We start from the raw sequence: 21197 nt of genomic DNA on the forward strand, positions 1-21197 counted from the left end.
CAATTTGGTCTATAATGAAAAACTTTCCCCACAACCGCAGGTTCTCTGTGCATTTGGGTTATTAAATACAAACCCCTTGCCATTAAGTCCGCCAGAATATTCCAAGACAGTACCCACTAAATACAGAAAGCTCTTTTTATCGACTACGATCCGTACTGCATTATCTTCAAATATTTTATCGGACTCCAATGCTTTGTTGTCAAAATCGAGCTCATAGGACAAGCCGCTACAACCGCCGCTTTTTACCCCTACTCGCACATAATCCTTGCTAGCATCGAAGCCTCCCTCTGCCATAAGAGATATGACCTTTTGCTTGGCTATATCAGATACTTTAATCATACTTAATTGGATTTAATCTAAATAGATTACAAAGATAGTACTTATATAGGGTTTTACCATACTTCCTAACATTATTCTAACGCATAGCACTATCAGCCTTTTCTATCACAAAAATAAAAGGGAAGGGCCGCTTTTAGAGGGCCAATTTTAAGCCTTTTTTTTATCGGTTTTCCCCCAAAGGGAAACGGTCTTTTAAAAGCCCGTTCTGGGACACCTACAAGACGTGGTCCGCTGCCTATTACCGCCGCTTCCTTTATTTGATTAAGTCAGTCTTTAAGCCCTCTCCCCGTATATTTTCCTCCTTTAGAGTGTCCTTCCACCTACCTCATTTTCAATGGTTTATTTTTTTAACAAAAGTACAATGATGACCTCCTTTAGAAACTAAAAAGCACTTTAAGGAGATACCCCAACAACCTAAGAAGCACCTTTTTGTAACAAAAAAGGTGCTGATCGCGCGGTTCCCTAACGGATCTATTCTGATTTTTTTACGATAAATAGGCCAGAATTAATATCATTGATAATGATCTTCTTACTTTTAAAATACGGATATACCGTCCACGCCCCTTTACCCCCCGGGGAATTGTCTGCTGTATAGGTATCAAAATACCCTTGTTCGGTTATATCTTTCTGCGCTATTCCTGCGATGTTGAGCACCCGCATGCCAGCTGCATAATTGGCCAAAAAAAACTCCTTGCCCAAGACATATCCATTGTGATCTACCGCCCTAGTTTTTCCCAGGAAGGTATGGTGTAATACAGGGGCATCGAGATCTGAAAAATCAAAGATCAGGGTTCGGGTATTGTATCCAAATCTTGACTCGTCGGCTTCATCGCCCAATAAAAAATAACGGTGATCCTCGGTCAACCACCCTTGGTGAGTGTACCCCAAATCTGGATAAGCGAACGATGCTATTCCGACAGGATTATCTTTATCGGTTACGTCTACAATGACAACTTTATCTTCATTTGCCCCAAACAAAATTTCCTTGCCACTATAATCCGTATCGGGACCATTGTAAACAACCACTTGCGCGTCATGGCAATAGCCCCCTCCTCCGTACCCACCAATGCCGACAGGATTTTTAGGATCTTGAATGTTTATAAAATGAACTCCGCCGTTAAAGGCATCGTCCCTGGCCGTTCCTACGGCATAGGCAAAGCCCGTTGTTTCGTTTATGTGCAAATTGTGGCTGTTCCCAAAGCCCGTATACCGGGTATCGGCCGAAAACACCTGCGGTGTTGTACCAGACGTGCCCAATTTCGTCAGATCAAAAACCTGCATCCCATGACCCGAAGTTTCGGCCACGACAAAAGCATGGTTTTTGTAGACCTTGATATCTCGGGCCGAACTGGCTCCTGTAGCCGAGGGCAATTTTCCTAAATACACTACTTTACCGGCCTCGGTAATATCTACAAAGGCCACCCCATTGTTTAACCCAACCAAAGCATACTCTCTATTGCTCTCACTATCAGTCCACCCCCAAATATCATTCGCCGAAGTAGCATCCATTTCCGTCAAAGACAATTTGCCCAGCAGGTCATACCCATTGCAAGGATAAATATCCGCCATCCCATTTTCACAAGGAACCACATTTTCTGCCGGCGGATTCACTATTAGGAGATCTGTATTCGAATCCTTGGAACATCCAAATACCAAAACCATTAAAACTGTAAAAACCCATAGCTTTTTCATAACCAACCAATTTAAAATGAAACAAATACACTTTAAAGGCAAGATTCATCAATCATCAAGATAAAGCCTGCCTTTACCTTGGTTTACAGGTTGGTTAAAAATTTATTAGCTGGATAAGATCCAGGGATTGGGAGGAACAATTTTAAAAAATAAGAATAATGACAACCGACAATTTTAGGTTTATCGATTCATAAAGATACAACATAAAAATATCCTACTTAAATTTGCCGCATGTTAGAAGATAAAAACCCACAAAAGACAAAGCTGGAGCAGTTGGGAGAATTTGGATTGATAAAGCATCTTACCAAAGATTTCACCCTACAGCAAAAATCCACTATCAAAGGTATCGGTGATGATGCCGCTGTACTCGATTTCAAAGATAATAAGGCTGTAGTTTCTACGGATTTATTGATAGAAGGGGTGCATTTTGACCTCGGCTATATGCCGTTAAAACATTTAGGCTATAAAGCCGTCATGGTAAATTTATCGGATATCTACGCCATGAATGCTACGGCTACCCAAATAACGGTTTCCATAGCCATTTCCAATAGGTTTCCCCTCGAAGCCATAGAGGAGTTTTATAGCGGGGTGGCCTTGGCTGCAGAAATTTACAAAGTAGATTTGGTTGGCGGAGACACCACCACTTCTACCAAAGGCATGCTCATTAGCATTACCGCCATTGGAGAGGCCAAAGACGAGGAGCTCGCCTACAGAAACGGTGCCAAGCCCAACGACCTATTGGTAGTTACCGGCGATTTAGGCGCTGCATATTGTGGCCTGCAAGTCTTAGAAAGAGAGAAAGAAGTCTTTAAGGTGAACCCAAACAGTCAACCAGATTTATCGGCCTACACCTATGTGGTAGAACGACAATTAAAACCAGAGGCGAGAAGGGATATTAAAGAGCTGTTGAAATCCTTGGAAGTACAACCTACATCTATGATCGATATTAGTGACGGGCTTTCTTCGGAAATTCTACATCTATGCGAAGAAAGTCAGGTGGGCTGTAATTTATACGAGGATAAAATACCTTTAGATCCAACCGTGATAGCTGCTTGTGAGGAGTTTAATATAGACAGCACCTTGGTGGCACTAAGCGGAGGAGAAGATTACGAGTTGCTCTTCACCATAGATCAAAAAGATTTCTTAAAAATTAAAGGCAATCCAAATTTGACCGTAATAGGACATATGACCGATAAGAATGAAGGAGCACATTTAGTGGCTCGTAACAATTCTAAAATTCCGATCACGGCACAGGGATGGAACTCATTTTCCTAAGAATTCATTAGGCTACTTGCTGGGATTCTTTATGCCTTCTTTGATAAATATCTTCCAAGGTGTTATTGATATCCCGCTTTTCTGGAGTTAGGGCAGATAGGTTACCACTGACATCGGTGGTAACTTGCTTTTTGCAATGCACACATTGATATTCTTTAATGTGATTTGTCACTCTCTTAGAAACAGCAAAATGGTGTCCTAGAATACCGCAGCAGAGCGCATTGAATTTTGAACCGAAAATTGATAATAGATTTTTCATAGGTCAAGATTTTTAAATGCAAAAATTAGTTTGGGCCTCTAATATGCAAAAATTAACGTTAAAATTAAAAACTAAAAAGCATTAATTCTTTAATACTTTCAATACTCTAACGGCTACAAGCTTGTTTTATTGAATACCACCTGTTTTTTATGGGATTATTAATGTTAAAAATCGGTTTTTTCGATAAAAAACCGGTTTTAGCGTCAACAAGCATAGATTCTAGAGGGTGTTTTATAGGCAATCTTAGATCCAAAAAGCGATATAAATGCTAAAATCGAAAGAAACCCTGGTGACCACCTTTGCCCTATTTTCCCTGTTTTTTGGGGCAGGAAATTTAATTTTACCCCCTTTTCTAGGATTCCAATCTGGCCATGCTTGGTGGTTGGTAGCCATTGGCTTTTGTCTTTCTGCAGTATTGGTGCCCATATTAGGGATATTGGCCCATGCCAAACTACAAGGCACTATCTATGACTTTGGAAAGAAGGTGTCTCCTGATTTTAGCCTAATATACTCCTTACTTATATATGGTATTGCCATAGCCCTCCCTTCGCCCAGGACAGCCTCGGTAACCCATGAAATAGCCATACAACCTTATTTTACTACTTCTTCCCTACTTACAAGTATCCTATATTTTTCCCTAGTCTTTATTTTTGCCATCAACAGATCAAAAATCCTGGATATCCTAGGCAAGATTCTGACTCCGGCCATCATTATCATTTTACTTCTAATCATAGGCATCACTTTATTTGGACTCGATTTTAGCTTTGGCAACGCCTCATTCCCCAGTCCGCTCAGTGCCGGTATTTTGGAAGGGTACCAAACTTTTGACGCTATAGCAGCTATTGTCGTTGGTGGAGTGATCATCATTTCTATCAATCAGAAAAACAACAATGCCACCTACCACGATAAGAAAAAGCTCATTGCTACGGCAGGCTGGTTAGCTGGTTTGGCCTTGTTTTTAATCTATACTGGACTCATTTTTTCCGGATCGGTATTGCACCACCACTTTGATGATGATGCCAGCAGAACCGAACTATTAAAAGGGATAAGCCAAATAAGCCTTGGCAGTACTGCCAACCTCTTACTCAGTCTTTTGGTAAGCCTTGCCTGTTTTACGACAGCTGTAGGTATTGTTACGGGGACATCGGACTTTATAAAGGATAGGTTTCACAATTCCCAAAAAGCGTATATCATTACTGCCATGGTTGGCTGTCTTTTAGGGATAGTTATAGGACAGTTTAATGTGGCGTATATTATAACGATTGCCCTACCCGCTTTAATGTTTATTTACCCCATTACCATAGTACTTATCCTATTGAATGTAGTGCCCGAAAAATATGGTTCCTCCTTGGTTTTTAGGACAGTAATCTTCGTCTGCATCCTTTTTAGTATCCCCGACTTTTTAGCAAGTATTGGAGTTTCGTTAGGGACAGAAGGAAATGCTATACTTGGCTTGATTCCTTTTAGCGAATACAGTTTGGGCTGGGTATTACCGGCCCTTATAAGTTTTGTGGCAGCGAACTATTTTCACGGCCGCCGGTCTACCACTAATTAAAAAACAAGCACAAAAAAAAAGAGCTGGTACGGACCAGCTCTTTTCATATATGTTGCTGCCGTTGGGCAAGCTAAGAATGCCTAGGCATTCATCAATGCTTCAATTTCCTCTACGGTAATAGGAATATTCCCCATCAGGTTAAAAGGAGCTCCGGTTTCCTGAATCACTACATCATCTTCTAAGCGGATCCCCATATTCTCCTCAGGGATATAGATTCCCGGTTCTACGGTAAAGACCATATTGGCCTTCATTGGTGTTTTTAAGGCTCCGTAATCGTGGGTATTCAATCCTATATGGTGACTGGTACCGTGCATGAAGTACTTTTTATAGGCTGGCCAGTTTTTATCCTCGTTCTGAACATCGGCCTTGTCCAACAGTCCCAAACCTAATAGTTCAGAAGTCATTATCTTACCAACTTCTTTATGGAAATCTGCCCAAATAGTTCCTGGCACTAACATACTGGTAGCCTCGTCCTTTACTCTAAGAACAGCATTGTATACCTCTTTTTGACGAGGGGTAAACCTTCCGTTTACGGGAATGGTACGGGTTAAATCACTAGAATAGTTGGCGTATTCTGCCGCAACATCCATCAATAACATATCCCCATCCTTACACTCGCGGTTATTCTCTACATAATGTAATACGTTGGCGTTGTTTCCAGAGGCTATGATTGGGGTATATGCAAATCCCTTAGATCTGTTACGGATAAACTCGTGCAACAATTCGGCCTCAATCTCATGCTCCCAAACCCCTGGCTTTACAAAGCTCAATAAACGTCTAAATCCTTTTTCGGTAATGTTACAGGCAGTTTGCATCAAGGCTATTTCTTCTGGCTCTTTTACACCCCTGATATCTTGTAAGATAGGATTGCTCTTCTCCCATTTGTGGGCAGGGTAATCTTGCTTACATTTAATTATAAAGCGGTCTTCCCTTGTTTGGGTCTCTACCGCCTGACGGTAGTGCTCATTGGTATTAAAGTATACTGTCTCGGCCTCGGTCATAAGATCAAAAAAGACCTTGTCAAAATCGGTCAACCAGTAGATAGAGGCAATCCCCGATACTTCAGTGGCTTTCTCCTTGGTTAATTTAGCTCCCTCCCAAACAGCGATATGGGCATTGGTTTCGCGCACGAAAAGAACTTCACGGTGCTTTTTATCGTGGGCATCCGGAAACAACAATAGAATAGTTTCTTCCTGGTCGGCTCCTGATAAATAAAAAAGATCCCTGTTCTGTTCAAAAGGCATGGTACTATCTGCCCCGATAGGATAAATATCGTTAGAATTAAAGACCGCAATACTGTTCGGCTTCATCTGGGCCATAAACTTTTTGCGGTTTTTTATAAACAAATTCTGATCTATTTGCTCGTACTTCATAGCTATATTTTTGTTGTTTTTAAGATTAAAAAGAGGCTGCATTACGCCATTTCGCAGTCGCCCGCAAGAATCCCCATAAAGAATACCTACTGAGACTATTGCAGCTTTTATTTTTTGTCCTAGCAAATTTAAGAAATCATAAGTGCTTCACACATTTTAACTCATAATCATTTCCTAAGAATTCCCCTTCACGTTCCTAGGCCTTCTTTTTTTAAAATCAAATAATTCTCTTTTAACCTCCTTATTTATTGTTTCTAAGGGTGCTAGGTAATAAACATAGCTGAATTCATCTTTGCGACCAGTTTTCGGTCATGCCCGTTTCATAAAAGCTAAAAATTTTATGCCAGAATCTGCCCGCACCTCTAATCCCTCAATCTTAAAAAAGAGCCACCAAATACTTCCTTAAGGTGCATTTTGAATGCTATCTTTGAAGAAAATTTCAAGCATTAGTAACACTCTGTCCAAACTGTAAACCATGCGCCATTATATTCTGCTCCTTGTACTTGCTACTACAACCCTGGGATGTGCCCAACAAAAAGAAGCTACCGGGAAAACCGATGATTATTTTAACCTTGTCCGCGACCACTATACAGGAGAAAAGGCTTTAGAAACCACCGCTTATGTAGCGCAATTTTGGCGAGTGGTAGGCAACGAGGGGTTTAATAAGAGCATCTATAAAATAGCGGCAGAACTAGAAGCTGCCGGGTATGTTTTGGAAGATAAGGCCGATAAAAATGATCGGTTGCGCTACCGCATCGAAAAAAGAGCTTTACAAAAGTCTACTTGGGAACCTGTATCTGCCACCCTCCGGATTCTTGGCGACGAGGATGCCCCACTACTATCGTTCAACAGCAACCGCAATATGGTATATATCAACTCCGTATCCACCCCAAAAACAGGGAGTACTGCCGAGGTAGTATATATAAAGGACAAGGAAGACCTCAAAACTACAAATGTTAAGGGAAAAATAATCTTTACGGAACGCCAGGCAAGGGATATTTATTTGGAAGGGGTGCTTGAAAAAGGAGCTATTGGAATATTCAGTTATGACAACCCTTCATATTTACAACCCGAAAAGAACAGCACCTCCATACAATTTAGGTCCCTCCCCCATCACCCTAAAAACCGTTGGGGAATTGCGCTTTCTTATCGGGCCAAAGAACACTTAAAAGCCAAGTTGGCCCAAGGCCCTGTAAGTGCCACAGTGACTATTGACACTAAAATTTATCCTTCTGAGGAGCTAACCCTTATTGCCGAAGTCTTGGGCGCCGAATACCCCGACCAACGTCTTGTTTTTAGTGCGCATGTACAAGAGCCCGGCGCTAATGACAATGCTTCTGGGGTAGGAGCACAATTAGAAATGGCAGCCCTCACCGCCAAATTAATGGCCAAGGACGCGATAGACCCGCAACGAACCCTTACTTTTCTTTGGGGCGATGAAATTATATCGACCAGAAGATATATACAGGAAGACCCGAAAAGGGCCGCCGATATTAAATGGGGCATCAGTTTAGATATGGTAGGAGAAAATACGGCATTGACCGGCGGTACTTTCTTGATAGAAAAAATGCCCGACCCCTCGGCCATTTGGACCAGAGGTAATGACAAACACTCGGAATGGGGCGGAAAAAAACTCGCCCTAGAAGATATGAAACCACACTACCTCAACGATTTTATACTGTATAATTTTATGCAACAAGCAGGTTTCGCCCAATGGGTAGTGAATACAAACCCTTTTGAAGGCGGTAGTGACCACACCCCTTTTTTACATGCCGGCATTCCCGGATTATTGCTTTGGCATTTTACCGACCAATTTTACCATACCGATAACGACCGTATGGACAAGGTGTCGCAAGAAACGCTAAAGAATGTAGGAACGGCCGCCCTAGTTAGTGCCCTCACCTTGTTAAATGGCGACACCTATACCGCTGTTGATATTATTGAAATTATCAAAAAAGCAGCACTAGACCGTTTATCCAATGAATTTATAATTAGTGAAAAGGCAATTAAGGCAGGCAATAGCCCCAAAAATGAAATTGAAATCTTAGACGCTTGGGAAGACTGGTACCTTAAAGCCATTGCCACTACCATGGATATGGCGTCCCCAGAAAACACGGCCTATCTAGAGAAATCTATCCTAATGGCGCAGTCCGTTATAGAAATGCAGGCCAAGCTTTTTAAATCAGAATTGGAAAAGAAGAAATAGCAATTGCAGTGGTATTTGGGCGTTCCCTCCTTCGTCGGGCGGGCACTTGGCTATATCCCTTGCCCTGCTGCGGGGATGCCGCCGCGGTCCCTAACGCATCATTTTACAGACAAGAAGCCTTCCGGTTAAAGTCGTATTCATAGCCCAGAAAGATCAAAAAAACAGGGGCAATCTTTTGGACAAAGGTGGCGATACATCACTTAATAGATTAATTTTGCCCAGCTTTTTTTATCAGCAAACCACATTCAACAGAAAACATACAATCATATCACATGCAGCAACTTCAACATATAGAAAACGAGCTTAAAGATATACGGCAAGCCCTAAAGACCCACAGATTATACACCCAATTATCGACTATAGAAGACATTCAGGTTTTTATGGAAAACCATGTTTTTGCGGTATGGGATTTTATGTCGCTTTTAAAAGCCCTACAAATACAACTTACCAATGTTGCTATTCCATGGACGCCCCGACAAAACCCTACCTTGGCTAGGTTTATCAATGAAATTGTACACGGGGAAGAAAGTGACATTAACGAATTGGGGGTCCCAAAGAGTCATTACGAAATGTACCTGGAAGCCATGGAACAAATTGGCGCCTCTACAAAAGAAGCCAATTCCTTAATAACATTGATAGAATCTGGAAACGAGGTAAACCACAGTTTAGATCAAATTACCATAGCCCCGGCTGTGAAGGAATTTGTTCGGTACACCTTTGCAATTACCGCTACTGAAAAAGCCCATTTAATTGCATCGGCCTTTACTTTTGGAAGGGAAGATGTTATTCCGGATATGTTCATAGAAATTCTAAAACAGACCGATGCCGACAACAAGCGCTATAATAAATTAAAGTATTACTTAGACCGTCATATTGAGTTAGACGGGGACGAACACGGTCCTTTGTCTCTAAAAATGATTTCTGAACTATGCGGCACAGACCCTAAAAAATGGGAAGAAACCCTAGAAGTAGCCAAAGAATCGCTGCGTCAAAGAATCTCCCTATGGGATGCCATTGCCGATCGTATTGAAAAGAAGAACGTTTTAATATAATCGCTACCTCCATATAAAAGCTACCTAATAATTTTTATCCCAACAATTACAATCCTTGTTGGGATAAAAACCATAGGACCACTTCCCAAAGTTATTTTCAACCTACTACTGCGAGCTGTCATTATTACCCAAAGACTATAATTCCTAGAAAAATAAGAGCATTAACCCTTTCTCTACTCCTAAAGTTCCACTTCCATCCTTACACTTGGACATATAAAATTATTTTAGTACCTTAAAACATCTAACCGTAAGCATACTAGCCTTTTACAAAGCAATTGATTTCTTTAAAAACTGGCGCTTTAGCACTCCCCTAAAAGAAAGCAAGCTTACGGCATCTACAAAATGTGATTTTTGTCTAACTAGGATGGCTACCTTATCGCCCTAATCAAAACCTATTGCTTATTAATATTAACTAATATATAATTTATGGGACCTCATTTTTTCTCTCTTCGTATACGGCCTATACTTTCTTTAATGCTACTTCCCATCATCTTTTATTCTTTATCTGCTTGTAAAAAATCCAAGAGTCAAGTACACAATGCCCAAATGCGGCTTCAAAACAAGGATATTATAGAGGTGGTTACCCAAAATATGGATTTCCAAACGGTAGATACTATTCCATCGGGCTGGCATACGTTTCGGTATACCAACAAATCTAAAGAACCCCATTTCTTTTTATTGGACAAATACCCCGAGGACAAAACCATTAAAGATGCAGAAAAAGAAGTAATGCCTGTGTTCCAAAAGGGAATGGATCTGATCAATGAGGGAAAGACGGCCGAAGGTTTTGCCACACTGAACAGCTTACCTACTTGGTTTTTTAAAGTCGTTTTCTCCGGAGGATCGGCTATGGTATCGCCCGGGGAACAAAGTGTAACGACCTTATTTATGGAACCCGGATATTACGTGATGGAATGTTATGTAAAAATGTCCAACGGAATATTCCATTCGACCATGGGAATGACCAAGGAACTTATAGTAACCCAAGAACTTTCGGACGGCGAACCTTTAGTCCCCAATGTAAGGATCACCATTTCGAGCACCGAGGGCATTGAATACGATTCCCCTATTCATAGCGGGCCACAAGTATTTTCCGTGTTTTTTAAAGACCAAATCTCCCATGAAAATTTCGTTGGCCACGATGTAAACCTAGTTCGTTTGCATAAGAATGCCGACCTCACTATTTTAGAAAATTGGATGAACTGGGCAGATCCTGAGGGATTGATGAGCCCGGCCCCAAAGGGAGTTACCTTTTTAGGGGGAGTCAACGACCTACCTAAGGGAAAAACGGGGTATTTTAGTACCACCCTAGAACCAGGGCATTACGCTTTTATTGCAGAAGTCCCAAATGCACGAAGCAAAAAAATGTTTCAACCTTTCACAGTCCAGGAACCAACTCAAGAAGCCAAAAACACCCCCTTTCCTAAAAAATAAATAGGCTAAACCTTATCCTTTTAGAATCTTGTTCTTTTTGCAGGATTCCCTATCTTCAATTTTTTAATTAAAATAGGGACTCCTCCCCACAGACTACTTGTATTATGTTCGATTTCCGTCTAAAAGTTTTCCATACCGTTGCCAAACGACTCAGTTTCACAAAAGCTGCCAAGGAACTATTTATCACCCAACCGGCGGTCACCAAACATATCAAGGAGATAGAGAACTACCTCAACATTAAGGTTTTTGAAAGAAAGGGGTCTCAAATTCTGTTAACCCCTGCCGGAAAAATTTTATTGGATCATACCGAAGCCTTGTTTTCAATATACCGGGAACTAGAATTTGAACTGAATACTATAACCAAGAATTATAACGGAAGGTTGCGAATTGGGGCTAGTACCACCATTGCCCAATATATATTGCCACAGTTGCTAGCCGGTTTCCACCAAAAATTCGGTCATATTAAAGTTTCTTTAATCAATGGAAATACGGAAAAAATAGAGGCGGAACTACAAGCCAACACCATAGACCTCGGCATTATAGAAGGTAAGACCAAGAAATCTAATTTTAAATATGAGGAATTCATAAAAGACGAAATCGTTTTGGTAGCCAATAGCCAACATCCCTTGGTAAAAAAGCAACCTATATCCCTTGAGACACTGAAAACGGTCCCCATATTATTACGGGAGCAAGGCTCGGGAACCCTAGAGGTCATAGATCACCACCTTAAAAATACAGCATTAAAAACCTCGGATCTTTCCCTAGAAATGGAATTGGGCAGCACAGAAAGCATTAAAAACTATCTATACCACAGCAATTCTGTCGCTTTCCTATCCATCCACTCCGTTTTTAAAGAACTCAAAAACAACGACTTTAGCATCCTAGATGTGGCTGATCTGAACATCGGCCGCCACTTTTACTTTATACAACCCCAGGGGCAGACAGATCCCTTATCCGAATTATTTAAAAAATTCGCCCTTCATTATAACTTTAAGTAATGGTGCATTACAGATGGTGATTTCCATAAAGTGGTATAATAGAGGACCTTTGTCCTATAATTAATACCAACTTTCCAAATGGGAATGCAAAAGAAAATAGTTTTAGGCAATTGGATTCAGAAAAGCATTACTACCAGAGAACTACTGTTTTTAATAATGGTGGTCTTATGCTTAACGCCTTTTATATCTCCTCCAATAGCCCTTTTATTGGGTTTGATCGTTGCCCAATGGATAGGACATCCCTATTTACACCTCAACCATAAGGCTACTCATTTGCTACTTCAAGTATCTGTTGTGGGCCTAGGGTTTGGCATGAATATGAACAGCGCATTAAAGGCCGGAAAAGAAGGAATTCTTTTCACTATAGTTTCTATTATCAGTATTCTTGTCATTGGTTTTTTTATGGGCAAAGCCCTCAAACTGGACAAAAAAACTTCTTATTTAATCTCGGTAGGAACAGCCATCTGTGGGGGCAGTGCCATTGCCGCTATTTCTCCAGTAATAAAAGCCAAGGAAAACCAAATCTCCATCGCCATTGGTACAATTTTTATCCTTAATTCCGTAGCCTTGTTTGCATTTCCTGCCATAGGATCGGCCTTAGATTTATCCCAGACCCAATTTGGAATGTGGTGTGCCATTGCTATTCACGATACCAGCTCCGTGGTTGGTGCAGCCAGCAAATACGGGGACAAGGCCCTGGAGATTGCTACTACCGTAAAATTAGCCAGAGCTTTGTGGATTATCCCCCTAGCCTTTTTATCTACCTATGTGTTTAAAAATAAAGGCGGCAACATTAAAATCCCCTACTTTATTGGTTTGTTTGTTTTGGCTATGATGGCAAATACTTATATCCCTTTTGTTCAGGAATATAGCCAGTACCTTAGCGGTATTGCCAAGGCCGGTTTAACCCTTACCCTATTCCTAATTGGCTGTGGGTTAAATAGAAATGTCCTAAGTGCCGTTGGCTACAAACCACTTTTACAAGGAATAGTCCTATGGATCTTCATTGCAGGCGGCGCCCTTTGGGCCATCATGAGTTTTAGCGCATAGCATCAGAACAACACATATACCAATCTATTAATTCAGCCAAAAAACATGTTATGCTGTCTTTTTTATAGCACGGTTTTTTATCGATGTTCAGACTAGTTAGTTGGTAGCGTGATGTTTTACCCGTAACACTGTCTTATTTTCCCTTCTAACGGAACAAACAGTCGATAAAATACCCCCTTTACAATATAAGGCGCCCTACTTTTTAACTGCAAACCAACCGCTTAGTATAATAGCCGATAAACTCCATAGCAGATAAACCAGCGACTCCCTAAGCCATTCCCTAAGCTATTAGGCCAAATCTACTGTGCCCACATGCAACAAAGCATCGCCTTGGTTTACCACCCCCTGGTGGTTTATACAAAACACATAGCCGTCATAGGGCGCTTTTATTTCTTTGACATACTTGGCAAAGGTATCGGACACAATTCCCAATACCTGATTTTTTTTAATGGGGGTACCGTTTAAAACCTTGGGCACGAACATGCCGGCCGTGGGTGCTCTAAGCCATCTTCTTTGTGATAAATGAATCGTTGGGGGTCTTTTATCCTTTCCGGAACTACTTTGTGGTGTCATTTTAAAATATGTAAGGATATTTTGTATCCCTTGAATACCCTCTACAATGGCAGAATGGTCAAAACGCATGCTTTCGCCTGCCTCGTAAACAATGGTTGCAATGCCTTTGGTATAGGCTACTTTTCTAAAAGAATTGGCTATGAGTCCAGAGGGAAAGCTAAATGGGGCATTAAAGATTTCTGCCAATAGCTTACTGTCCTTGTCATCTTTAGTGAACCGTGTTTGCGGATAATTAGCCAAGCGCCCACCTCCGGTATGTAAATCGATCCCAAAATTTATCAAGGGAAATATTTGGGTTGTATAATAATAGGCGATTCTGCTGGCCAAGGAGCCAGTTTTAGAGCCCGGAAAGCTGCGGTTGACATCCTTTCCGTCGGGGACGTCCCTAGAAAAGTGCAAAAACCCAAATACATTCAGCAACGGCACCACAATGACAGCGCCACGCTGAATTTTAAATTTCTTTTTTTGCAACATACGGCGAACAATTTCTATCCCATTGATCTCATCCCCGTGCAATCCGGCCTGGATTAAAATAACCGGCCCCGGTTCTGTGGCATTCACCACATAAATTGGGATATCTATGATGGTACCCGTTGGCAAACGGTCTATATTAATATGCAGCCATTTTTCTTGCCCCGGAGCTACCTTTTCACCACCGATAACGATGTCCTTATTTTCCAAAAAACTTTCCATAAATCACCTACTATTTACTGTTTTAACCTTGATCTATACCATTTTTCCTCAAGTAATTGAGGCTTCTACAAATGACAGCAGCGGCAATTTCTTTAAATTGGTTCTAAATACCATACATAATTTAAACAAAGTTTGTGAATAAGTCGCCAGAACTGTAGATTTGTCCTTAAAAATAGTAACCAATGAGTGGATTTTTAAACTCTTCGATCGGCAGAAAGTTTACCATGGCCCTTTCAGCCCTTTTCTTAATGTTATTTATCTTACAACATTTCGCCATCAACATTTTATCCGTTTTTAGTCCGGACAGCTTTAATGAAATCTCGCACTTTATGGGTACAAACCCATTGGTACAGTTTGCATTACAACCGGTCTTGCTATTTGGAGTAATCTACCATTTTGTAATGGGGTTCATCCTAGAGATAAAGAACAGAAATGCCCGTACCGTGAAGTATTACAAAAACAACGGTGCTGCAAATTCTACTTGGATGAGTAGAAACATGATTTGGAGTGGAGGGTTTATCTTGGTATTCCTTGTAATTCACTTTATCGACTTTTGGTTTCCTGAAATCAATACTAAATTTATTCAGGGAGACATGTCTGGTCTTCTGGCCGATGGAGAAGGCTATCGTTACTACGAGGAACTGACCCATAAGTTTGTTCCTGTTTGGAGGGTTGCCCTATATTGTGTAGGCTTTGTATTTCTTTCTTTACACTTACTTCATGGCTTTAATTCGGCCTTTCAGTCTGTAGGAGCCAACAACAAATACATAAAAGGGTTAAAAGGATTTGGAAAGGCATACGCCATTTTAATTCCGTTAGGATTTATCTTTATTGCGCTTTTTCACCATTTTAACCATTAATAATACTATTTACTTATGTCTGTATTAGATTCTAAAGTACCTAAAGGTCCGTTAAAGGATAAATGGACCGACTATAAAAATCATATCGATTTAGTAAACCCTGCCAACAAACGTAATATAGATGTTATTATCGTTGGTACTGGTTTGGCTGGGGGATCAGCAGCGGCTACTTTAGCCGAACTAGGATATAACGTAAAAGCATTCTGTTACCAGGATTCTCCTCGTAGAGCACATTCTATTGCTGCCCAAGGGGGAATTAATGCTGCAAAAAATTACCAAGGCGATGGGGATTCTACCTATCGTTTGTTTTATGACACCGTTAAAGGAGGAGATTACCGTTCCAGAGAAGCCAACGTATATCGTTTGGCAGAGGTATCGGCCAATATTATTGACCAATGTGTGGCCCAAGGGGTTCCTTTTGCCCGTGATTATGGTGGACAATTAGACAACCGTTCTTTTGGAGGGGTTTTGGTTTCCCGTACCTTTTATGCCAAAGGGCAAACTGGCCAGCAATTGTTATTAGGGGCTTATTCTGCCATGAACAGGCAAATTGCCCGTGGTAAGATAGAGATGTTTAACCGCCACGAAATGTTAGACGTGGTAAAGGTAGACGGAAAAGCTCGTGGTATCATCGCACGTAACTTGGTTACCGGAGAAATAGAGCGTCATTCTGCCCATGCAGTCGTTATTGCTTCGGGAGGATACGGAAACGTTTATTTCCTTTCTACCAATGCTATGGGATCTAACGCTACGGCAGCTTGGAAAATACATAAAAAAGGGGCGTTCTTTGCCAACCCTTGCTATACCCAAATTCACCCTACCTGTATCCCTCGTTCAGGAGACTATCAGTCTAAATTGACATTGATGTCGGAATCCTTGCGTAATGATGGACGTATCTGGGTTCCCAAGAAAATGGAGGATGTTTTGGCTATTAGAAGCGGTAAATTACAACCTACACAAATAAAAGAAGAAGATAGGGATTACTATTTGGAAAGAAGATACCCTGCTTTTGGAAACTTAGTGCCTAGGGATGTTGCTTCTAGGGCGGCCAAGGAAAGATGTGATGCCGGATATGGTGTCAACGCTACTGGAGAAGCCGTTTACCTAGACTTTAAATCGGCTATAGAACGTTATGGAAACGAGCAGGCCAAACTACAAGGTTTAAACAACCCTAGCAAAGAAAAAATCACCGAATTGGGAGCGGCTATTGTAAAAGCCAAATACGGAAACCTTTTCCAGATGTACGAGAAAATTGTAGATCAGGACCCTTATAAAACCCCTATGATGATTTACCCAGCGACCCATTATACCATGGGAGGTGTTTGGGTAGACTATAACCTTATGACTACAGTAGAAGGCCTGTACTGTATTGGAGAAGCAAACTTCTCTGACCACGGTGCCAACCGTTTGGGAGCTTCGGCCCTAATGCAAGGATTGGCCGACGGATATTTTGTATTGCCATACACTATTGGCGATTATTTATCCAATGAAATCCGTACCGGTAAGATCCCGACGGACAGTCCAGAATTTGAAGAAGCAGAAAAGGAAGTTACCGAAAAAATCAACTTCTTTATCAATAACAAAGGTTCGCACTCCGTAGACTATTTCCATAAAAAACTTGGAAAGATCATGTGGGACAAATGTGGAATGTCTAGAAACGCTACAGATTTAAAAAAGGCTATGGCCGAAATTAAAGCTGTTCGCGAAGAGTTCTACAAAGAGGTAAATGTTCCTGGTGCTGCCAATGAAATGAACCCAGAATTAGAGAAAGCAGGTCGTGTGGCCGATTTCTTGGAGCTTGGAGAATTATTCGCCAAGGATGCCCTTATGAGAGAAGAATCTTGTGGTGGTCACTTTAGGGAAGAATCTGTAGAGCTAGATGGCGAACAAAAAGGAGAAGCGAAACGTAATGATGACGATTTTGCCTTCGTAGCTGCATGGGAATACAAAGGGGAGCCAGCAGATGCCGTCTTGCACAAAGAGCAACTGGAATTTAAGGATATAGAGCTAAAACAAAGAAGTTACAAATAATATTGTCATGAGCTATAGGTGGTGTGCCTTGAGAGTATACACTACTTAGCACTCATTACTCAATACATAAGATATGAACCTGACATTAAAAATTTGGAGACAACAAGGACCACAGGACAAAGGTAAAATGGTCGATTATAAGGTGAGCGATATTTCGGAACATATGTCTTTTTTAGAAATGATGGATGTTTTGAACGAGCAGCTTATAAACAAAGGCGATGAACCAGTAGCCTTTGACCATGACTGTCGTGAAGGAATCTGTGGAATGTGCTCTATGTACATCAATGGAGAAGCCCATGGTCCGGACAGAGGGGTAACTACCTGCCAATTGCATATGCGTATGTTTAAGGACGGGGATACGATTACCATAGAACCTTTTAGAGCCAAGGCATTTCCTGTAATAAAAGATTTGGTAGTCGATAGAAGTTCTTTTGACCGTATTCAGCATGCGGGCGGATTTATATCTGTGAACACTTCCGGAAATACTCAAGACGCCAATGCGATCCTGATAGACAAGCACGATGCCGATACGGCTATGGATGCCGCTACTTGTATTGGTTGTGGCGCTTGTGTGGCTAGTTGCAAAAACTCTTCGGCAATGTTGTTCGTTGGGGCAAAAGTATCTCAATACGCCCTATTGCCACAAGGACAGGTAGAAGCAGTAGACCGTGTGAAAAATATGGTCGCTCAAATGGACCTGGAAGGTTTTGGTAACTGTACCAATACCGGGGCTTGTGAAGTAGAATGTCCAAAAGGTATTTCTCTAGAAAACATCGCACGTATGAACAGAGAATTTTTAAGCGCAAATATAAAAAGCTAGTTCTGGCAACTGTTTAAATTTAAATACAAAAACCCCAAACCTACCGGTTTGGGGTTTTTTTATGCCTTACTCACAGACATTATTGTGGCGAATATCCATGAGCTCTAAAACCTAGATAAAGCACAAAATACCCTTAGGATCGTATTCGTTGCATCCCAGATCGGGGACGACTATTTATATTCATATTTTGCCCTGCAAACCGTCCAAATTTATAGCTGAAAGTAAGCATGAAATATTGCTCCAATATCTTGCTTTCAGCATCCTGAATAAAGTCCTCTGAAATGGTTCTAACATACCCATTGTTCTTTCCTAAGATATCATACCCAACCAATGTCAGCGTCCCTTTTCCTTCCCATAACTGCACCCCTAGACCAGCATTCCAAAAAACAGCGTCCCCATCAAAGGCATCTCCCACCCTACTGTTATAACGATACGAAACCTTATTGGTCAAAAAGGCATCTTTAAAAAAATAAATAGAAGAATTCAACTGTAAGTTTTGAACAAAATAGGCATTGTCATCATAAATATCGGTATCGTAAATAGTCTTGTTTAGCGCGTAGCTGTAGGAGGCATTAAAATCTAATTTTTTGTCATAGGCATACCTAAAGGATATGGAAGGTCTAATCACAGAAGACTCGGCCGTAAACTTTACACCGTTCTGTATAGAGAGGTTGTTCCTAAAACTTCCATGAAGCCTTAGGTTGAAATTCATATTCGCATGCTGACTAAAATAGGTTTTGGTGATCGCCGTATTGCCCCTTAAAGAATAATCGCCCTGTATATTGGTATAGGTAGTGTATTTTATAAGATCTTCGTCGGTTATAGTAGTATTGATAATCTTGTCTTGTACAAATCCGGCCGCTGCATCTCCGGTGATATTAATGTTGTGAAAGGCCAAATTATTCTGATATTGAAAACGCAGGTCATGGTTCACCGCAGGCTCCAAAAATGGGTTCCCCGTACGTATATGCAATTGGTTGTTGACATCGGGTACCGGTTGTAACTGGCCGATAGAAGGCACATCTACATTTTGATCGTAATGTAGGTTGATGTTTTTATAACCGTTGGCATCCCTATACTGAATTCTCCCCGAATAGGTCAGATAGTTAAAATCGGCCTTAAAATTGCGAGCAACATTAATTTCATCTTCGTATTTCCTAAAGGTATTGGTGTAGTTCCCCGAAGCTTCAAATCGAAATCCTTTATAGTCGTATCGAACCCCTAAGGCAGGGCGTACCGTTGTCGTCAAATAGTTGTTTTCGGTACTCAGTCGTTGGTTAAATTCGTCATAACTCCCTACTTCCGTATTAAAATCGTACACATATTTTTCATTGGTGCTATTGCCAACTTGAACCCAATATCTTGGAATGATCCTGAAATCTGTAAACAATTCTTTGTTCCAACTTGCGTTGAGGGCTATATTGGAATTAAGGTTTTCAGATTCGTTAATTTGATCCTGTATATTGGTCGTGTTCTTTTTATATAATATGTTTTCGGAATATCTTTTACCACTAGACTGGTCCTTGCTGATATTGGTAGACAATCCGATATGAAAATAGTCGCGCCTTCCCCCTAGCCTTGGGGTTACACTAAAATTATTACTGAAATTATAGGAGTCTGACATCCCTTGATTTCTCGACGTATAGTCGCTCACCAAATCTCCATTGGTTTCTGTAGATTGTGTGGTTTCTTGATTAAAAGAGTCCGAATTTGATATTTTAAAATCGGTACTATTGGCAATTTGAACCCTAGTGTTAGCCGATTTATTTTTGGGCTCTACTAAAAACTTCATATCAAGATTGGCAGTATGGCTATCAGAATCCCCACTGCTATTTTTCTTGGAATTAGTGATATAATCTAGGTCTGGCAAAAAGTTTTCCCTTCTTGTTTTTTGTTCGGTTTCCCTATTTTGAGCACTGTACCTATAATTGCCATTGATCCGCGTTTCGTTCCATTTTCCCTTAGAAAAATTACTCCCCAGAAAACTAGATTCCAAATACCCATTACTGGTATCCGTATCGGGCAAACTATTAAAGCCCTTAGACATATTAATGTTGTTGGTCCCAGAGATCACCCCCAATTGTTTTCCTTCTATCAATTGAAAAAGGTTCGCATTGGCCTGGTATTTATCGTCTGTTCCATAGCCACCGGCAACATCCCCGAAATAACCTTTATTTTTCCCTTTTTTAATTTTCAGGTTCAGCTCCTTTGTCCCAGAATCCGATGCCTCGCCCGTAAATTTTTGCAAATCTGTTTTAAAATCGGTGACTTGAACCTTATCGATCACCACACTGGGTAGATTTTTAATGGCGATATTCCCGTTCTTTTCCCCAAAAAAACGCATCCCGTCTACATTAACGGCCTCTACTTCTATCCCGTTATGGGTAATAATCCCGTCCAGATCTATTTCGATCCCCGGAAGCTTTTTTAGCAAATCTTCTACCTTATCATTGGGAAGGGTCTTAAAACTATCGGCATTGTACTCTACGGTATCTTTCTTCATCAACACCGGGGGCGCTTTACCTACTAAAAACACTTCTGTTAGCTCTTCTAGCTGTTCCTCTATAGTAATATCTCCTAGGTACAATCGCTCTTCCTGGGGCACCTCTATATCTCGGCTATAGGTTTTGTATCCCAAATAAGCCACCTTAAAAAGAAGATTGGACTGGGTTTCGGCATTGACGCGAATAGAAAATTCTCCTTTTTTGTTGGTAATAGCATAGGCCATGGTAGTGGAGTCTTTTATACTCTGTACAAAAACGGTAGCCCCTTCCAAGCTGGTTGCCTCCTTATCAATCACCAAGCCCTCAAGGGCGAATTTTTGGCTCATCGCACTAAAGGACGCCAAGAGAAATACCAAATATACCAGTGTTTTCAAACTAAATGTTTTTGTGGCTAAAGAACGCCAGATTAACACTTTGACTCCCTAAAGGAATAAAGGTTTAAAGAACAGTTGTTAATAAGTTAAAATCTTAATTGCCCTAAGC

General features: G+C 40.9%; 16 protein-coding genes. 10 read left to right on the forward strand and 6 right to left on the reverse strand.

The window, feature by feature from the left end:
* Window positions 1–9: 9 nt before the first annotated feature.
* Together HCG49_RS09355 and HCG49_RS09360 are read right to left on the reverse strand one after the other, a co-directional pair.
* Window positions 10–339, reverse strand: coding sequence for a HesB/IscA family protein (locus HCG49_RS09355; protein WP_168469267.1), 330 nt, complete (start codon window positions 337–339; stop codon window positions 10–12).
* 471 nt (window positions 340–810) lie between these two features.
* Complete coding sequence (locus HCG49_RS09360) at window positions 811–2031, reverse strand: choice-of-anchor B family protein (RefSeq protein ID WP_168469268.1); 1221 nt, start codon at window positions 2029–2031, stop codon at window positions 811–813.
* A 231-nt stretch (window positions 2032–2262) separates the two neighbouring features.
* Between HCG49_RS09360 and thiL the strand changes: the two genes are divergently transcribed.
* Complete coding sequence (gene thiL / locus HCG49_RS09365; RefSeq protein ID WP_168469269.1) at window positions 2263–3306, forward strand: thiamine-phosphate kinase; 1044 nt, start codon at window positions 2263–2265, stop codon at window positions 3304–3306.
* Window positions 3307–3313: 7 nt separating this feature from the next.
* Here the strand turns inward: thiL and HCG49_RS09370 are convergent, their stop codons facing one another.
* Window positions 3314–3565: a hypothetical protein gene (locus HCG49_RS09370; protein WP_168469270.1), complete on the reverse strand. Its 252-nt coding sequence runs from the start codon at window positions 3563–3565 to the stop codon at window positions 3314–3316.
* 265 nt (window positions 3566–3830) lie between these two features.
* Between HCG49_RS09370 and brnQ the strand changes: the two genes are divergently transcribed.
* Window positions 3831–5120, forward strand: a complete 1290-nt coding sequence (gene brnQ, locus HCG49_RS09375; RefSeq protein ID WP_168469271.1) for a branched-chain amino acid transport system II carrier protein — start codon at window positions 3831–3833, stop codon at window positions 5118–5120.
* An 80-nt stretch (window positions 5121–5200) separates the two neighbouring features.
* On the opposite strand, the gene HCG49_RS09380 is transcribed toward brnQ, so the two are convergent.
* On the reverse strand, window positions 5201–6493 hold the full coding sequence (locus HCG49_RS09380) for an aminopeptidase P family protein (protein WP_168469272.1): 1293 nt from the start codon (window positions 6491–6493) through the stop codon (window positions 5201–5203).
* A gap of 475 nt (window positions 6494–6968) precedes the next feature.
* Between HCG49_RS09380 and HCG49_RS09385 the strand changes: the two genes are divergently transcribed.
* From HCG49_RS09385 to HCG49_RS09405, 5 genes are all read left to right on the forward strand, one after another.
* Window positions 6969–8699 (forward strand): M28 family peptidase, encoded by a 1731-nt coding sequence (locus HCG49_RS09385; RefSeq protein WP_168469273.1) that lies wholly within the window; start codon window positions 6969–6971, stop codon window positions 8697–8699.
* A 272-nt stretch (window positions 8700–8971) separates the two neighbouring features.
* A complete protein-coding gene (locus tag HCG49_RS09390) occupies window positions 8972–9751 on the forward strand; it encodes a DUF3050 domain-containing protein (RefSeq protein ID WP_168469274.1) in 780 nt (259 codons plus the stop codon).
* Between the two features lie 474 nt (window positions 9752–10225).
* Window positions 10226–11185: a hypothetical protein gene (locus HCG49_RS09395; protein ID WP_168469275.1), complete on the forward strand. Its 960-nt coding sequence runs from the start codon at window positions 10226–10228 to the stop codon at window positions 11183–11185.
* A 104-nt stretch (window positions 11186–11289) separates the two neighbouring features.
* Complete coding sequence (locus tag HCG49_RS09400) at window positions 11290–12183, forward strand: LysR family transcriptional regulator (RefSeq protein WP_168469276.1); 894 nt, start codon at window positions 11290–11292, stop codon at window positions 12181–12183.
* Window positions 12184–12267: 84 nt separating this feature from the next.
* The gene (locus tag HCG49_RS09405; RefSeq protein WP_168469277.1) at window positions 12268–13233 is read left to right on the forward strand and encodes a YeiH family protein; all 966 of its coding nucleotides are present in this window, start codon (window positions 12268–12270) and stop codon (window positions 13231–13233) included.
* A 288-nt stretch (window positions 13234–13521) separates the two neighbouring features.
* On the opposite strand, the gene HCG49_RS09410 is transcribed toward HCG49_RS09405, so the two are convergent.
* Window positions 13522–14499, reverse strand: coding sequence for a succinylglutamate desuccinylase/aspartoacylase family protein (locus HCG49_RS09410; protein ID WP_168469278.1), 978 nt, complete (start codon window positions 14497–14499; stop codon window positions 13522–13524).
* A 182-nt stretch (window positions 14500–14681) separates the two neighbouring features.
* Here HCG49_RS09410 and HCG49_RS09415 point away from each other — a divergent pair, with 182 nt between their 5' ends.
* The 3 genes from HCG49_RS09415 (at window position 14682) to HCG49_RS09425 (ending at window position 18210) form a co-directional block, all read left to right on the forward strand.
* The gene (locus HCG49_RS09415; protein ID WP_168469279.1) at window positions 14682–15359 is read left to right on the forward strand and encodes a succinate dehydrogenase cytochrome b subunit; all 678 of its coding nucleotides are present in this window, start codon (window positions 14682–14684) and stop codon (window positions 15357–15359) included.
* Between the two features lie 15 nt (window positions 15360–15374).
* The gene (locus HCG49_RS09420; RefSeq protein ID WP_168469280.1) at window positions 15375–17390 is read left to right on the forward strand and encodes a fumarate reductase/succinate dehydrogenase flavoprotein subunit; all 2016 of its coding nucleotides are present in this window, start codon (window positions 15375–15377) and stop codon (window positions 17388–17390) included.
* 73 nt (window positions 17391–17463) lie between these two features.
* Window positions 17464–18210, forward strand: coding sequence for a succinate dehydrogenase/fumarate reductase iron-sulfur subunit (locus HCG49_RS09425; RefSeq protein WP_168469281.1), 747 nt, complete (start codon window positions 17464–17466; stop codon window positions 18208–18210).
* 133 nt (window positions 18211–18343) lie between these two features.
* Here HCG49_RS09425 and HCG49_RS09430 read toward each other — a convergent pair whose 3' ends face one another.
* Entirely contained in the window at window positions 18344–21088 is a 2745-nt protein-coding gene (locus tag HCG49_RS09430; protein ID WP_168469282.1) for an outer membrane beta-barrel protein, read from the reverse strand.
* Window positions 21089–21197 lie beyond the last annotated feature (109 nt).

The sequence above is a fragment of the Arenibacter sp. 6A1 genome, from assembly GCF_012272855.1.
GTDB lineage: Bacteria > Bacteroidota > Bacteroidia > Flavobacteriales > Flavobacteriaceae > Arenibacter.